We start from the raw sequence: 15327 nt of genomic DNA, 5'->3' as shown, positions 1-15327 counted from the left end.
CCGATGCGCTTCAATAAAGCCGCATCGGTAGCAGGACGCCGTCCGTGCCGGCCAGCAGACCCCAGGTCTCGTTGGCCGCGACCTCGAACTCCCGGCTCTGCGTCGTGCCGCCCTCAACCTTGAGGGTGACCTTGTACTTGCCGGGCGGCAGATCGATCTTTTGGCTGTCCGGTATTTCGGCGGCGGCGGAGTCGGAGTGCGCCAGTTTCTCGCCGGCGTGCGCCGCCAGCTTGACGGTCTGGTCGGCGACGGTGATGACCGCCGCCTCGTCCGATTTGTTGCCGAGCATCAGCTTTGCCTGCCTCGGCCTCGGCAGGAGGCCGGCATTCGCGATACCCGGCTTGCGCAGCGAAAGTTCGGCGATTGTCCCGTCGTCCTGACGGGAAAGCCGGACCAGGACCGGTCCACGGGCCGTCGTGAAGGTGATCACGGCCCGGTCCGGTTCGACCACCGTCTCGATCCAGCCACGCTTGTCGAGTTCGGCGCGATAGAAGCCGAGCACAGCCGTGAGATCGCGCGGGGTCTCGGCGTAGACTGACGTGATGAACGGCGAATTCTTCGCCGTAGCGATGCTCCAGCTCTCGGGCAGTGGCAGACCGGTGCCCTGGGAAACCCTGGCTTCGAAACCCGCACCTGCGCCCCGTGCGACCGCTCCGACGGGGATGCTGAGCAGTCGTTCGACGAAATTATCCGGAGTGTCATGGCGCCGGACCGCCCACCACGTTTCGTCAAGATAGTCGTTCACGCCGGTGGTGCGACTCCAGCTGAACCGGATGCTGTCCGCCTCGCTGTACCGGCCGTGGCGGCGACCAGTCCGCCCGCGAGCAAGATACCTAGCGTTCCGCGATTCATTTTTTCCGCGATCCCTGGGGCTCAGATACGATCCTGAGCTTGGTCGCGTTGATCGCGAAAAATGTTCACTGCTCTTGGTCGCTCATGATGCACCGCAATCGGCGGCTTGCACCGCCTGGGACGCAACCTGACCTCCGAGGGTCTCGCGAGCGCCGCGTTCCGGAACCCGTCGCCATCAAAACGAAGCTTGCGTTCGACGGGCTACGAATGATCAAATCCCTGATCGGAATGCCTGCGTTGTTGGGGGACACATGATGTTCAGGATGATCGCGATCGTCGCTGGTTTGGGGCTGGCGCTCGCCACCTCGGCGGAGGCCCAGGCGCCGCGCAAGGGCGGAACCATCCGCATGACGGCGCCCTACGGTTCGAGTTTCACGAGCCTCGACATTCACACCACGCAGCGCGCCCAGGATGAGATCTACGCCAAGGCGCTGCACCGGTCGCTCTACGTCTGGAATTCCGCGGAGGGCAAGCCGGTTCTGGAGCTTGCCAAGGAAGACGTGGTCTCGGGCGGCGGTCTCGTTCACACCTTCAAGCTGCGCGACGACGCCTATTTCCACAACGGCCGCAAGATGACGGCCGACGACGTCATCTGGTCCTACAACCGCATCATGGACGGCACCAAGGCCTATCCCGGCGCGCGTTTTGTCCGTGTCATCGAGGGCGCGGCCGCGGTCGAGAAGGGCCAGGCCAAGGAGATCTCCGGCCTGAAGAAGATCGACGACTTCACCCTCGAAATGAAGCTGACCGAGAAAGTCGATCCGGGCTTCTACTTCTTCACCGCGCTGACCTCGATCTATCCCGCCGACGAGGCTGCCAAGGAGAGCTTCGTCCAGAAGCCGATCGGTCTCGGTCCCTTCAAATTCGTCGAGCACGTGCCGGGATCGCGCATCGTTCTGGAGCGCTGGGACCGGTTCTACAAGCCCGGCAAGCCCTACGCCGACAAGGTCATCGTGTCGATCATGGCCGAGGCCGCGGCGCGCGATGTCGCCTTCCGCAACAAGGAGATCGACACCTCGGTGCTGGGACCTGCGCAATACGTCGCTTATCAGTCCGACGCCGACCTCAAGGGCACCATCGTCGAAGTCGCCGAGGTCTTCACGCGCTATATGGGCATGAATCCGTCGTTCAAGCCGTTCACCGACAAGCGCGTCCGGCAGGCGATCAACTACGCGATCGATACCGACCTGATCATCAACAAGCTGGTCAAGGGCAAAGCCTATCGCGCCACCAGCTGGCTGCCGTTGACATCTCCAGCCTACGACAAGGCGATGAAGCCGTACCCCTACGATCCCGCCAAGGCCAAGCAGCTGCTCGCGGAGGCCGGCTATCCGCAGGGCTTCGAGTTCGAATGGACCACCAGCCAGAATGAAAGCTGGGGCCTGCCGATCGTCTCGGCCGTGATCCCGATGCTGGACAAGGTCGGCATCAAGGCGAAGGTCAAGCAGGTCGAGACCGCGGTGCTGGCCGAGGTGGTTCGCAGCGGCGACTACCAGGCCTTCATCTATTCCCAGGCGACCGGCCCGGATCCCCTGGCCGCGCTCAAATGCTTCCACTCCTCGACGCCGCAGCCGGCCTGCAACTACATGAACTACAAGAATGCCGACTTCGACAAGCTGATCGATGCGGCAGGGCAGGCCGACGATCCAGCAAAGCGCACCGAGCTGCTGCAAAAGGCCAATGCGCTGCTCTATGAGGAAGCGCCGGTCTGGTTCTTCAACTACAACAAGGCGGTCATGGCGGTGCAGCCGTGGCTCAAGGGCGTTCAGCTCAATGCGACGGAGCTGACCCATCAGAACGTCGAAGACCTCTGGGTCGACGAGACCTCGCCCGCGAAGTGACACGCGCTCTCGCGCTCCCTCCATCGCGACGAGCGGTGGGGGGAGAGAGGAAAAGCCTGGATGCTCTCGTTCCTGCTCCGCCGTCTCCTGCAAACCATTCCGACCGTGCTCGCCGTCGTGCTGTTGGTCTTCGTCCTGTTCAGCGTCGTTCCCGGCAGCATCGTCTCGTCCATGAGCGACGACAGCGATCCCCAGGTCGAGCTGCGCATGAAGAAGCAGCTCGGCCTCGACGATCCCCTCTATTTGCGTTTCGGCGCCTACATCGCCAAGCTCGTAACCGGTGATTTCGGCACCTCGTTCCGGACCCGCGAGCCTGTCACGACCATGATCGCCAAACGGGCTTGGCCGACGCTCCAGCTCATCTTCGCAGCCATGACGTTTGCGATTTTGATCGGTGTTCCCCTTGGTTTCATTGCAGCGCTGAAACCGGGGGGCATCGTCGATACGCTCGCAATGGTCGTGGCGGTGTCGGGCCTCTCCATCGCCAAATTCTGGCTCGGGCTCGTGCTGATGTATCTGTTTGCGTTGAAGCTCGGCTGGCTGCCGAGCTTCGGCTATGGCGATGGAGGGCTGAAATATCTGCTCCTGCCGGCCGTGACGCTCGGCGTCTCGCCGATGGCGCTGTTTGCCCGGACGACGCGCGCAGCCGTCCTCGAGATCATGACCGCCGATTTCGTCCGCACCGCGCGCTCGAAGGGCATGAGCGAGACCCGTGTCGTGAAGTGGCATGTGATGCGCAACGCGCTCGTCATCATTCTCACCACCGTCGGCCTTCAGTTCGGTGGGTTGATGGGGCAGGCGGTCGTGGTCGAGAAACTGTTCTCCTGGCCGGGCATCGGCTCGCTGCTCGTCGACAGTGTGCTCCAGCGCGACATTCCCGCCGTCCAGGGCTCCATTCTCGTGGTGGTGCTGGCCTTTCTCGCGATCAATCTGCTGATCGATGTGCTCTACGGCGTGATCGATCCCAGGATCCGATACGCATGAAGCTCCGCGCCAATCTCATCATCGGTGGCGCGCTGTTCGCGCTCGCGATCCTGGTCGGCCTGCTCGCGCCCTGGCTGGCGCACACCGATCCCGTCCTGGACGCCAACCTCATGAACGCGGAGGAGCCTCCGAGCTGGACCTGGTGGTTCGGCACCGACGACCAGGGCCGCGACATCTACTCCCGCGTCGTCTACGGCGCCCGCGTCTCCCTGACCGTCGGCATCGTCTCGCAGCTCATCAACAGCGTCATCGGCGTCGCGCTGGGCCTGAGCGCGGGCTATTGGGGCGGCTGGTGGGACGATTTCGTCAACGGCCTGACCAATCTGATGCTCGCGATCCCCTCGCTGATCTTCGCACTCGCCATCATGGCGGTGCTTGGCCCTGGCCTCACGAGCCTCCTGATCGCGCTCGGCCTGACCAACTGGTCCTTTACCTGCCGGATCGCACGGGCTTCGGCGCTGTCGCTGAGGAGCCAAGGCTATGTGCAGGCGGCGACCGTGCTCGGCTACGGCGATCTGCGGATCATGGTCACGCAGCTGCTGCCGAACATGTTAGGGCCGATCGTCGTCATCGGCACGCTCGGCATGGGCAGCGCGGTCCTGTCCGAAGCCGCCTTGTCGTTCCTCGGCCTCGGCGTCCGCCCGCCCTTTCCGAGCTGGGGCAGCATGTTGTCGGATGCTCGCGAGCAGATCACGACGGCGCCGTGGCTGTCGGTCTTTCCGGGCCTTGCCATCTTCCTGACGGTGCTCGGCCTGAACCTGCTCGGCGACGGCCTGCGCGACATTCTCGATCCCCAGTCGCGGAGCCGGCGGACATGACCGGCGCGCCGTTGATCGAAGTCGAGGATTTGCGCATCGATCTCGACGACGGGGCGAAGCGCGTCGCGGCGGCCGAGGGCATTTCATTCCGCATCGACCGAGGCGAGACATTCGGCCTGGTCGGCGAATCCGGCTGCGGCAAGAGCATCACGGCGCTCGCCTTGATCGGCCTGTTGCGGCAGCCGCTGTCGATCGGCGGCGGCGTGATCCGGTTTGAGGGGCGGGAGATCCAGCACCTTTCCGCGGCCAGGCAGCGGGAGCTGCGCGGCAATCGCATCGCGATGATCTTCCAGGAACCGATGACGGCGCTGAACCCGGTCTCGCCGGTGGGGCGGCAGATCGCCGAGATGTTCGTGCTGCACAAGGGCAAGAGCTGGCGGGAAGCCAACAAGCTGGCGGTCGAGGCGCTGGCGAGCGTCCGCGTCCCCGCGCCGGAGCGGCGCGTCAACGATTACCCGCACCAGCTGTCGGGCGGCATGCGTCAGCGCGTCATGATTGCCATTGCGCTCGCATGCGGTCCGGACCTCCTGATCGCCGACGAGCCGACCACCGCGCTCGACGTGACCGTGCAGGCCGAAATCATCGAGCTGATGCGCAATCTGTGCGCCGAGAGGGGGACGGCGATCCTGATGATCAGCCACGATCTCGGCCTCGTCGCCAATGTCTGCCGCCGCGTCGCCGTCATGTATGCCGGCCGCATCGTCGAGGAGCGCGGCTCCGCCGATATCTTCCGGGCGCCTTCGCATCCCTATACGCAGGGCCTGGTCGCCTCGCTGCCGCGGCTGGGCAGCCGGGCCGCGCTTGGCCGCACCAGGCTCAAGGAGATCGCGGGCGTGGTTCCAGCGATCACGAATTTCCCGGATGGCTGTCGGTTCAATCCGCGCTGTACGCAGGCCACCGAGATCTGCCGCACGGTTGCGCCGCAGACGGATTTGCTGGAGGCCGGCGGTTTCGTCCGGTGTTACCACCATGCATGAGCCGCAAGCCATGCAGGGTGAAGCGAGGCCGGACGACGATCTCATTCTCAGCGTCGAGGATCTCGCGGTTCATTTTCCGATGGGGGGCGGCCTGCTGGGCCGCAGCCGGCGGGTGCTCCGGGCCGTCGACGGCGTCGATCTCAGGCTGAGACGAGGCGAATGCCTCGGCCTTGTCGGCGAGTCCGGCTCGGGCAAGTCGACGGTCGCATTGTCGATCCTGGGTCTGTTGACGCCGACGCGCGGCCGCATCGTCCTGGACGGGCAGGTGGTGACGAACAGGCAATCCGGCGACCGAAAGTCGCTTGCCCGCACCGTGCAGATCGTCTTTCAGGATCCCTACGCCTCGCTCAATCCCCGCCAGACCGTCCGCCGCACGCTGGAAGATCCCCTGCGCGTGCATGGCGTGACCGCAAAAAGCGAGATCGAGGACCGCGTTGCGACGATGCTGCGGCATGTCGGCCTGCGGCCGGAACAGGCCGACCGCTATCCGCATGAATTCTCCGGCGGCCAGCGCCAGCGCATCGGGATTGCGCGCGCCCTGATCCTCAATCCCAGGATCGTCATCTGCGACGAGCCCGTGTCGGCGCTCGACGTCTCGATCCGCGCCCAGATCATCAACCTGCTGCTGGAATTGAAGGAAACCCTCGGTCTCTCCTACATCATGATCAGCCACGACCTCGGCGTCGTCGAGCACATGAGCGACCGCGTCGCCGTCATGTATCTTGGCCGCATCGTGGAGAACGGCGGCTGGCGCGAGATTTTCGAGCGGCCGGCGCACCCGTACACGCAAGCCCTGATCGCCGCCATTCCCGATCCGCTGCGCCATGCGCCGTTAGCGACGACAGGGGGCGATCTCCCCAATCCGCTCAATCCGCCGAACGGATGCGCCTTCAGCCCGCGTTGCCGGTACGCGGAGGCCGCGTGTCGCCGCGAGCCCGGTCCGGTGCTGGAAACGCGCGCCGATGGACATTCGGTGAGGTGCTGGCGGGCAGACGAGATTGCGGGGCAGACGCAATTGGCTTCGACCGAGGGCGGGCATCCCTAGGGATGGAAGGCGCCTCCGTCGCAGACAAAAGCGTCGCTCTAGCTGCCCGCTAGTCACGTCCGGTCTGCCCTGACGGGCGGACGATTTTTGGGGGCCGCCCATGAGCCATCGCGTGGGGTTGATCCTTGGCGCGGTCCAATCGCGTACCGCCCCATTTTCATGTGTGCTACATGGTTGGGTAGCAAAATGTAGCAGGAAAGGCAGATCATGACTAACGATCAGGTCAATCTCGTCGTTCAGCACCTTTGCGAGCAATTGCACTTGGCGCTCCGCTTGAAGGGCAGTGAAGCACATCCACCAAACGCCAAGGATATTGGATTCGATCCGGCCTCTGTGAGAACCGTATTGCTGACCAGCTTGCGTTCGGCGGGTGTCACGACCCACCACGAGGCGGTCGGGAAGAGCGAAGAGCCGCCGTGGTCCTAAACACAAAACGCGGGACAGAAGCCTCGCGCCAATGTCTCAGTTGGGTCAGCAGCAGACAAATCCACGACAGCGTCCATAGGTCCGTTAAGGGCCATCAGCCGACGTGATTGCCTGTGAATAATCTAAGAGTCCGGGCCGCGGAGCGGCACCGGTCGAGGTATTGGGTCAATCCGGCCGCCGGAGCCGAACAACCACCCAGTCTCTAAGCGGAACGCAAACCTACCCGGCGCCGGAAAACGAGATTGCCGACACAGCTTCTCGACGAAACGAATGGGCCAAGAGGTGTGCGTGTGGGCAGTCGCAAGCTGTTCTATCTCGAGCGTTCGGCCGCCGCAGTTAGCACGGGATAGCGGGCATAGAGCGTGTCGACGCGGTCCCGCCACATCGCCACGAACGCACCCGAGGTGAGACTATCGACCGACTTCCATTCGCGTTTGACCGCAGGCAGCGTGTTGCCCCAGATAGCACGCTTGCACCATCGCTCGCCCTTCGCCGAGCCCTCCTGGGTTGCGCACATCGACTTCCAGGCAATTCGCTGCGGACGGCTGAGGTGTTGGGCGGCTCCTTCCCAGCCCTGCTGGTGGATCAGGTAGAGGTCGGAAAAGGTCGGCTTCTTCTGCGCCATTATTTCGAATAGCGCAGCCTCGCTGAGAAACTTGTAGGCGGCACCCATAGCGTTGTCGCGAGGATTGAGGATGTCGCCCGATCCGTATTTGCTGAACTCAAACTTGCTCAGCTGGAACAGGCCGATATAGGAGCCGGTGCGTTGCCTGGGATTGAAATCGGATTCGATTTTGGCGACCGCCTTCATGAAATTGACATCGACACCGAACGCTTCGGCTGCACGTTCGATCTCCTGGACGGGCGTTCCGAGCGGAACGTCGCGCAACGCCGACAAGGCGATCTTCGCCGGTTTCTCCGGCGGCGGAATTTCCGAGTAGACGTAGTATTTGAGATACGACGGTTTGCCTTCGCCCGGATTGGGCGAAGCAACGGGCGGACGGTCCTGCTGTAGCGTTGCCGAGTTCTCGGGCGACGCTGCCTCAAGGCTGGCGACCTGCAACATCGGCCCTTGCGAAGTGGTTACATCGGACGGCGGCACCGAGTCAGGCGCCGCGGCGCTGAATCCCGCCGCAACGATCGCATTAGCTGATAATCCTGTATCGAATTTCGTCTCGATGGCCGGGGCCGGAAACGCGGCGCCGGCATTTGTCAGGACCGTCGTCACATTCAGCGGGATGCCGCTGAACGCATCAGCCACTCTTGCATTCGGCGTTGCGATGCTTGGGCGCGGTACCGTGATCTCACAGATCGCGGCAAGCGAAGTCGCTGTCAGCGCGCCGGCAATCCAGCTTGCTTGCCAAATCTTCAATGTCGCCAGCCGCGCGGCCGCGGTCCCCCCATTTATGTCCCCGACTTGGCACGCAGATTAAGGAGGCGAGGGGATGACAATGGGGCGCACCTGTGGCGCAGGTGCGGCCAGTCTCGGCCGCGTCGCCAAGATCGCCTCAATTGGAAGTTGCGGTCGTGATGCGCCTCCTACCGAGGAACAGGACGGGCGCCATATCGCGCAACTATCGCTAAACGAGGCATCTTCGCGCGTTAGCGCATCGAGACCGGCGCCCGCGCGCACGCCGCTCCCAAGCATCTCGAGGCCGCGACGTCGCAAGACCCGAGGACGGTTCGCAGGGATCGACAATCGCAATCCGCTTTATGACCGCTAGCGTCGGTCTCAGCGGAGCCGGTCTAGCCAAGCTCAGGTCTGCCGTGACCGTTGTCTCCGCTCGGGCCGGAGCGTTGCAGCTTACCACAGTGCCTGCCGCATTCTTGCACAACAGTAAACTAGTGCGCCAATGTCTCGGTTGGGTCAGAAGTGGTCCTCGACTGATTGGGCCCGGCAGTCAGCTAAGGGCCAATTCCGGACCTTCCCGCGGGCCGGCAGAGACTTCGTTTCACATGTTCCCCAGACTCGTCAGGTGACGTAGAATGTCGTCGCCCTTGAAGTGGGATGTGCCGAAATCACCGTCCGGGCAAACGAGCAGCACTGGTGCCATCGGCAAGCACGCTCTCTTAGAAGCCGTTTTTTTCGGTTTCGCACCACCGTTCACCACGAACTTTGCGCGCTGCTTATGCGGCGGCTCGTTCGGTAACGTCGGGAGAAAGCGATGAGCAAGATCGATCGAAGGTCCGCACTGGGAATCGCGTTGGCAGCGGCCTCGGCTGCCATGGTCAAGCCAGCCGCCGCTCAAGCCACAGGCTACAAGGATATGACGCCTTGGCCAGGTGTCGTGGTGCGTGAATATGAAGGCGAGACACCATCCCTGATTCCAGGTTTTAAGACCGTCTCAATGCGCGATGTCATCATGCAGCCGGGGGCGAAGACCATGGGGCCCCCGATGATGAATGCCATGATCTGCCATATCACCGAAGGGGAGCTTCGGCTCGAGCAGGACGGAAAGACCTTTACGGGCAAGAAGAATTTTGTCTGGACCTGCAACAAGGAAACAAAAGAACAGGCGTACAACGACGGGAATGTGGTCGCGATTATGCGGATCACGGACCTGAAAGCTTAAGGCCCATGTGGAGGAGCGGATGGCGCACGCGACGACGCGCCATCCGCCTGCAGGATCATGGGTTGTTGCAATGTCACAGCCGGAGAAAAGTGCGTCCGCGCGCCAAGCAGCCCCACCCGTGAACGGGAGCCCATTTCACGACCGTCATTCAAGCTCCCTATGAAGAGGCGAGTGCGGCTCGAAACGACCGAGCTGGGTTTGAGCTTAGCGCTCCTCAGACACGCGATCGCCGCATGATGTTCTGCTCCTGTTGTGCCCGAGGTGTCCAACGTCGTCGCGGCGAGGCTATGGATTGCCGGTCAAGCCTATCGTCTGATGCCGACCAGACGAGGGCGGCGGTTTGCGAGAGGGTTTTCGGTCGGCAGGGCGCGCAGCCACGCGCGAAAACCGATGATTTCGGGGCAATCCGCGGTGCCTTCAGGCGCGATCAGCCAATCGCCGAGGCCTGATCCCTCATTGACCCGGTCGCAGCGATAGCCCGGATGGCGGCCGAGACCGCGGGCGATCAAGAGGTCGACCTTGCCCTCGACCAATTCGTGCAGGCCGGCCGGCTGCAGCACCCGCAAGCCGATCTCCGCATGCGCGCTGCGAAACTCCGCCAATTCGAGCCGGCGCAGGTCGAAGCTGCCATGGACCCCCAACTGCAGCAGCACCGCGCCCGCCGGCTTCAATTGCGAGGTCGCCTCCGCAATGTGACGAAAACCTTCGGAGACCCCGGGCAGATAGGCCTGACCGGCCGCGGTGAGAATGAGCTGCTTATGCAGCCGCTCGAACAGCTGCACGCCGAGGCGTGCCTCCAGCGCTTTCACCTGCTGCCCCACGGCGGCAGGTGTCACGTGCAGCTCGTGCGCGGCCAGCTTGAAGCTGAGATGCCGGGCGGCGGCCTCAAAAGCGCGGAGCGCGTTGAGCGGGGGAAGGGCGTAGGTCATCGCACCGCAGTTTGACACCGATGGGCCTTGGCCTTGCAATAGATTTTCTTGCGCTGAACCGCAGCAACAATGCTTTGATCGGCGCCGTCATCGCCGGATACGGTCGGCCCGCAATCCGGAGACCCCCAATGCCCCGTCGTTTAGATCATCTCGTCATTTGCGTCCGCGATCTGGAACAGGCCGCGCTGGATTGGCAGACGCTGGGCTTCAACCTCACGCCGACCGGTGTGCACCCGTTCGGAACGAGCAACCGCCTTGCGCAGTTCGCCGACAATTTTCTGGAGTTGCTGGCCGTCACCGACAATGCGTTGGTGCCGCCAGCCACGCCGGGCCATTTCAGCTTTGCGGCCCACAACCGCGATTTTCTTGCGACCGCCGAGGGAATGTCGATGCTGGTCTTGCACAGCACCGACGCCCATGCCGATGCCGCGCGTTTCAGGGCCGACCGCATCGGCGATTATGCGCCGTTCGATTTCGGCCGCGACGCGGTGCTCCCGGGCGGAGGCACGGCGCGCGTCGCGTTTTCGCTGGCCTTTGCCACCGATCCCGCCATGCCCGGGGTCGCGTTCTTCACCTGCCAGCAGCGTCACCCGCCGGAACTGTTCTGGAAGGCGCAGTATCAGCGTCATCCCAACGGCGCCCTCCGCGTGGTCGAGGTGGTGATGTCGGCGGTGGAGCCGGCGGCGCGTCGCGATTTCCTCGAGCGCCTCACGGAAGGCACGGCCGAGCTTGCGCCCGGGCGGCTGACGATTGGTGAGCGCGGCAATCATATCACCTTGCTTGACCCGTCCGAGCTGGCGCGTCGGTTACCGGGCCTCGCGAACAGCACTTCGCCGCGCTTTTGCGCGGCACGTCTGGCGGTCGCTGATCTGGATGCGACAAGGCGAACGCTGGAACACAATGGCGTCGGCTTTGCGATGACCGGTGCCGTGCTGTTGGTGCCACCCGCCACCGCGCATGGTCTGGCGCTCGAATTCGTCGAACAGGAGGCAAACTGACATGGCTCACATCGTCAACCACAATCCCGCAACGGTCCATCCTCCCGCCGGCGGTTACAGCATGGGACTTGAATTGATGCAGCATCGCCGCCTGTTGTTCATCAGCGGCCAGGTGCCCGAGAAAACCGACGGCACCGTGCCCGAAGGTTTCGAGGCGCAATGCGAGCAGGCCTGGCGCAACGTGACCGAGGTGCTCGCCGCCGCGGGCCTTGGCGTCGAGCATCTGGTCAAGGTGACCACGTTCCTGACTGACCGGACTCAAGTCGTGACCAACCGCACCATTCGCAGCAAGGTGCTCGGCGAACATCGGCCGGCGCTGACGGTCGTGGTCGTCGAGACCGTTGACAGCAAATGGCTGCTGGAGATCGAGGCGATCGCCGCGGAATGAAACCGGCGTCGTCGAGGCTGCAATGAGCCAATCAGATCAGGTGTCCAATGGCTAAGACCATCCATCCTTTCTACGAGACGCATCGGAGCGCAATGGAGACCGCCATGCGCGATCGACTCGACCTCGCCGAAGCAATGTTGCGCGAGCGCATGCATCTCTCCGACATCGGCGGGATCAGGCGAGAGGTAATGGACGAATTCGAGATCGTGCTCACCCAGATGCCCTATGTCGGCGGCGCGGCAAGCCGCATGAGCGATTTCTTCATGCGTCTCATGGGCTTTATGGCCATCAGCCGGGTGCTGCGACGACACGGCGTGCCGGTGCCTGTGATTGGCGAGATCGAGCGAGACACCTACAAGGCGCAATTGCTGACCGTATCAGAAGCGGAGCGTCTCGCCTCGGGGCGACAATTCATGTCGCCGGAGAACCAGGCCTTGCTGCGCGAGCAGGCGGCAGGGAGCGTCACAAAAGCTCATCAGGAAGAGTTTCCGGAAGACTTCGTCTACGATTTCGTAGAGCCGGGTCCGCAAGACAGCTTCGAATTCGGCATCAACTACAAGGCCTGCGGCTTCTGCAAGCTCGCAGCGCGCCACGGGGACAAGGACATCCTGCCGAACATCTGCGGCCTCGATTTCGTCGCCTACGCAGCGCGCGGCATCCGTCTGGAGCGCACACAAACACTGGCGGGCGGCGCGAGCCACTGCAATTTCCGCTTCTCGCGGCTACCGCCGGATTAGATTGCGAACGTCGTGCCAAGATTGAGGACCATCTTTACCATCCACTGGCCCTTGATCGTAAAGGTCGTAGGAGTGGGGTTGGGTATCTCGAAATTAAAAAAGACGCTTCCACTCTTGTTAAACGCTACGCCGGACAATGCATCTGGTAAAAATGACACGTTTTGCGTGACGTCACCGCGATGCCCCTTGATGTCCTTCAATGACCATGGCCCGCTGATGTTGCGCATAAGTTGTGTATCAAGCTGGAAGTCCGTGTCCGAAACGCCGCTCCCAGAAAGTGGCCCGGAGCAACCTAGAAGTGCGGCGATGTTAGCTACTCTGCTGCCAATCTTAAACGATATCGATGCGGTGCCCGACGACGTGCGTATCCTCAGCACGTGCGCAGCAATAAACCAATCATCAGCTTTTGTGTCGGCAGACATGACCGCCTCCCACTGTAACTGGACCATCACTCTAGCGGCTGGAGATTATCGATCCTGATGTCATACCCATGTGAAGAGGGTCACACTCTTAGACTTTTTAGGGCTCACCCGTTGGCTCGTTCTCCGCATCCACAAATAGCGCGTGTAGAGTCATCTCATGCTTCGATCCGAGCAAAACGCGAACGCGGTGGCGCGTTTCGCCAGATCTGAGAACAGCGCCGTGTCGGCCGGCCATTCTGGGGCCCGCCGCTGCGTTCACGATGATCCGTTGCCCTTTCACCAGCTCGTTTTTGACGAGTGTGAGGTCCAGTAAGTTCGGCAGGCTGCGCCTGTTTGGCGGAGTCATGGTGGAAATTTCTCAATTGGAGAAGTCTTGCTTTAGTCGAATTGTTGGCACTACCTTATTTTTTTAATGATGGAGATGTAGCGTGGCTATGGGGACAGTGAAGTGGTTCAACCCGACGAAGGGGTATGGGTCCATTCAACCGGATTCGGGCGGGAAGGACGTCTTTGTTCACATCTCGGCAGTTGAGAAAGCCGGCTTCACCTCACTCGCGGAGGGAGCCAAGGTTAGCTTCGATGTCGTGAACAATCGCGGAAAAGACTCGGCGGAAAATTTACGTGTCGGTTGAAGCCACTCAATGTGCTGTTCAACGAAAAGGCCGCAGCGGCGAACCCCTGCGGCCAGCCGGGTTAAATGAAAACGTGAAATATTGAGTCCAGCCCCGGCGAGATAAAGCGTACAGCGACGGCGCCGCTGCGCAATGTTGTCGAAGTCACATTTGGAAAAATTCGAGTGTACGTCAGCTCAACTGACTGAGGTGGGGCTCGCCGGGGCTGGCGAAGGCGAGCCCGCAACCCCAAGGCCGCGAAAGCTCCGGCTGCCTTGACGGACGCAGCAGTCTGCACCTGATCGGCGCAGATCCGAGCGTTAAAGTAATATCGGAATTCGGCGGATGAGAACTTAGAATGATCGAAGCCAGCGTCAATTTACCGCTGGTGCCCGAGTCCGATTCCCAAGCCCAGCGCCTTCTGACGTAGCGCGCCCTCTGTCCGCTTGGTCATCTTGGCTAACTTTGTGACAGGCGTCCGTGCTTTCGAGTGCGCCTTCAATTCCTTGATGTCGGCAGCCGTCCATTCGCGACGAATTACGTTTTTCTTCTTAGCCAAGACGCGCTCCTTCGATGTTGAGGGCGCGGTCTAACACATGACGCGCGATGCGCAACAACCACTCTTCGCACCCGAGATTTAATGGCTGACAACGAGCAACTAGGCCGTGAACCCATAAATCAGCCGCACTGACGGCCCGCGAAAGTCCGCTATGCCCCGGTAGCGATCAAATTGCGCATCGCAGCGAAATGACGCGATCGGCCATGAGCCGACATCGCTCCAATCAAGCGGCGATACTTGTCAGGCTCCTTAGCGGCCGTAGGGGAAGCAGCGGTTGCGATCGAGTGTGAGACCGAAATGCGCTCCCAGTGCGGCGATGGCCGCGTCCTGCTGAGGATAAGGATCGGCATTGGATGCGGCAACGATGATGATCCGGAACCCGCCGCGATCTTTGCCACCCGGTGGCAGCATCGCTGTAGTTAGTGCATTGCCCTCCCTGTCGCGCAGCGTGAGGAAAAGCGGCATCTCTCGCTGTACATGGGCCTCGAGGCCGATGTCGCGCTCGATCGCGTTGGGCCGCTCGGGACGCCAGGACTGGACTGCCTTCTCCCGCTCGCGGCGGAAATATTTCTCAACTGTGTGGCCCATCAGGCGCGACTCATACATCGCTTCACCTTCCGTCTCGATACGGAACCAGGTCTTGCCCTTCGGCGCGTCGCAAACATACTGCATTTCGCCCGTCCTGCGATCGCCGCAATTCTAGGGCGGTGGGCCTGCAAAGCCAATATGAGACTAGCTCCCGTGTATAGCGCTGCACGATCAGAGGGGCTAAGAGTATTTGATTGGACGTTGAAGTTCTAGTGAGCCCAAACGATACTAGGTCGACCGGAATAATCCTCTTCAAGGAGCATCCCGATGCCTGACGTAAGGGAAAAGCAACGCGAAGCCCGCCGGAAGATCATTCGCCAATGGGCGAAGCTTCCGAAGGATAAACGGCAGTCTATGGAGGGGATTTCTGAATTCGCCAGGACCGCCGCTCAGCAGAACGAGAACGCATTCGTCCGCAGTCGTCGCGATCCGTATCAGAAGATCATGGGATGGCTATTGCCGCGTGCTCATCTCTGAACGACTGAGTCCTCTGCACATCCTTCGAAGGCGACACCGAAATTTCGGCAAAGTCATCGAATGTCCTGCCGTGTCCGACCCCCCGGCAGGGCCGTCACAAAG

18 protein-coding genes are annotated in these 15327 nt (G+C 62.0%); 12 read left to right on the top strand and 6 right to left on the bottom strand.

Translation table 11 applies throughout. The features are described from left to right. Window positions 1-10: 10 nt before the first annotated feature. The gene (locus ACKWRH_RS24695; protein WP_445215642.1) at window positions 11-745 is read right to left on the bottom strand and encodes a hypothetical protein; all 735 of its coding nucleotides are present in this window, start codon (window positions 743-745) and stop codon (window positions 11-13) included. Between the two features lie 358 nt (window positions 746-1103). Here ACKWRH_RS24695 and ACKWRH_RS24690 point away from each other — a divergent pair, with 358 nt between their 5' ends. The 6 genes from ACKWRH_RS24690 (at window position 1104) to ACKWRH_RS24665 (ending at window position 6943) form a co-directional block, all read left to right on the top strand. Then, on the top strand, window positions 1104-2693 hold the full coding sequence (locus tag ACKWRH_RS24690) for an ABC transporter substrate-binding protein (protein WP_445215641.1): 1590 nt from the start codon (window positions 1104-1106) through the stop codon (window positions 2691-2693). Between the two features lie 60 nt (window positions 2694-2753). After that, window positions 2754-3677 carry an ABC transporter permease gene (locus ACKWRH_RS24685; RefSeq protein WP_445215640.1) on the top strand — a complete coding sequence of 308 codons (924 nt, stop codon included), beginning with the start codon at window positions 2754-2756 and terminating at the stop codon, window positions 3675-3677. Then, complete coding sequence (locus ACKWRH_RS24680; protein WP_038936568.1) at window positions 3674-4495, top strand: ABC transporter permease; 822 nt, start codon at window positions 3674-3676, stop codon at window positions 4493-4495. Before ACKWRH_RS24685 ends, ACKWRH_RS24680 begins: the two co-directional genes overlap by 4 nt. Next, a complete protein-coding gene (locus tag ACKWRH_RS24675) occupies window positions 4492-5472 on the top strand; it encodes an ABC transporter ATP-binding protein (protein WP_445215639.1) in 981 nt (326 codons plus the stop codon). The genes ACKWRH_RS24680 and ACKWRH_RS24675 overlap by 4 nt, the downstream gene beginning before the upstream one ends. Continuing rightward, window positions 5465-6517, top strand: coding sequence for an ABC transporter ATP-binding protein (locus ACKWRH_RS24670; protein WP_445215638.1), 1053 nt, complete (start codon window positions 5465-5467; stop codon window positions 6515-6517). The genes ACKWRH_RS24675 and ACKWRH_RS24670 overlap by 8 nt, the downstream gene beginning before the upstream one ends. Window positions 6518-6724: 207 nt before the next feature. Next, a complete protein-coding gene (locus tag ACKWRH_RS24665) occupies window positions 6725-6943 on the top strand; it encodes a hypothetical protein (protein ID WP_445215637.1) in 219 nt (72 codons plus the stop codon). Between the two features lie 310 nt (window positions 6944-7253). On the opposite strand, the gene ACKWRH_RS24660 is transcribed toward ACKWRH_RS24665, so the two are convergent. Beyond that, window positions 7254-8204: a transglycosylase SLT domain-containing protein gene (locus ACKWRH_RS24660; protein WP_445215636.1), complete on the bottom strand. Its 951-nt coding sequence runs from the start codon at window positions 8202-8204 to the stop codon at window positions 7254-7256. 904 nt (window positions 8205-9108) lie between these two features. Between ACKWRH_RS24660 and ACKWRH_RS24655 the strand changes: the two genes are divergently transcribed. Continuing rightward, a complete protein-coding gene (locus ACKWRH_RS24655; protein ID WP_014494682.1) occupies window positions 9109-9516 on the top strand; it encodes a hypothetical protein in 408 nt (135 codons plus the stop codon). A gap of 305 nt (window positions 9517-9821) precedes the next feature. Here ACKWRH_RS24655 and ACKWRH_RS24650 read toward each other — a convergent pair whose 3' ends face one another. Next, the gene (locus ACKWRH_RS24650; RefSeq protein WP_445215635.1) at window positions 9822-10445 is read right to left on the bottom strand and encodes a LysR family transcriptional regulator; all 624 of its coding nucleotides are present in this window, start codon (window positions 10443-10445) and stop codon (window positions 9822-9824) included. 20 nt (window positions 10446-10465) lie between these two features. Here ACKWRH_RS24650 and ACKWRH_RS24645 point away from each other — a divergent pair, with 20 nt between their 5' ends. The 3 genes from ACKWRH_RS24645 to ACKWRH_RS24635 are packed head-to-tail and all read left to right on the top strand — an operon-like array spanning window position 10466 to window position 12568. Then, window positions 10466-11443 (top strand): VOC family protein, encoded by a 978-nt coding sequence (locus ACKWRH_RS24645; protein ID WP_445215634.1) that lies wholly within the window; start codon window positions 10466-10468, stop codon window positions 11441-11443. Between the two features lies 1 nt (window position 11444). Then, window positions 11445-11831 carry a RidA family protein gene (locus ACKWRH_RS24640; protein ID WP_445215633.1) on the top strand — a complete coding sequence of 129 codons (387 nt, stop codon included), beginning with the start codon at window positions 11445-11447 and terminating at the stop codon, window positions 11829-11831. A gap of 47 nt (window positions 11832-11878) precedes the next feature. Continuing rightward, window positions 11879-12568, top strand: a complete 690-nt coding sequence (locus ACKWRH_RS24635) for an L-2-amino-thiazoline-4-carboxylic acid hydrolase (protein ID WP_445215632.1) — start codon at window positions 11879-11881, stop codon at window positions 12566-12568. Here ACKWRH_RS24635 and ACKWRH_RS24630 read toward each other — a convergent pair. Further along, the gene (locus ACKWRH_RS24630; RefSeq protein WP_231142003.1) at window positions 12565-12990 is read right to left on the bottom strand and encodes a hypothetical protein; all 426 of its coding nucleotides are present in this window, start codon (window positions 12988-12990) and stop codon (window positions 12565-12567) included. The two genes, ACKWRH_RS24635 and ACKWRH_RS24630, sit on opposite strands and share 4 nt — an antisense overlap. Window positions 12991-13418: 428 nt before the next feature. Here ACKWRH_RS24630 and ACKWRH_RS24625 point away from each other — a divergent pair, with 428 nt between their 5' ends. Next, window positions 13419-13622: a cold-shock protein gene (locus ACKWRH_RS24625; protein WP_445215631.1), complete on the top strand. Its 204-nt coding sequence runs from the start codon at window positions 13419-13421 to the stop codon at window positions 13620-13622. A gap of 358 nt (window positions 13623-13980) precedes the next feature. Here the strand turns inward: ACKWRH_RS24625 and ACKWRH_RS24620 are convergent, their stop codons facing one another. Further along, complete coding sequence (locus ACKWRH_RS24620; protein ID WP_445215630.1) at window positions 13981-14160, bottom strand: hypothetical protein; 180 nt, start codon at window positions 14158-14160, stop codon at window positions 13981-13983. A 249-nt stretch (window positions 14161-14409) separates the two neighbouring features. Next, window positions 14410-14832, bottom strand: coding sequence for a hypothetical protein (locus tag ACKWRH_RS24615; protein WP_439035036.1), 423 nt, complete (start codon window positions 14830-14832; stop codon window positions 14410-14412). A gap of 183 nt (window positions 14833-15015) precedes the next feature. Between ACKWRH_RS24615 and ACKWRH_RS24610 the strand changes: the two genes are divergently transcribed. After that, the gene (locus ACKWRH_RS24610) at window positions 15016-15225 is read left to right on the top strand and encodes a hypothetical protein (RefSeq protein ID WP_063707793.1); all 210 of its coding nucleotides are present in this window, start codon (window positions 15016-15018) and stop codon (window positions 15223-15225) included. The last annotated feature ends 102 nt before the right edge of the window (window positions 15226-15327 follow it).

It is taken from the genome of Bradyrhizobium sp. Pa8 (assembly GCF_052588265.1).
This window is presented reverse-complemented; position numbering and strand designations above follow the sequence as displayed.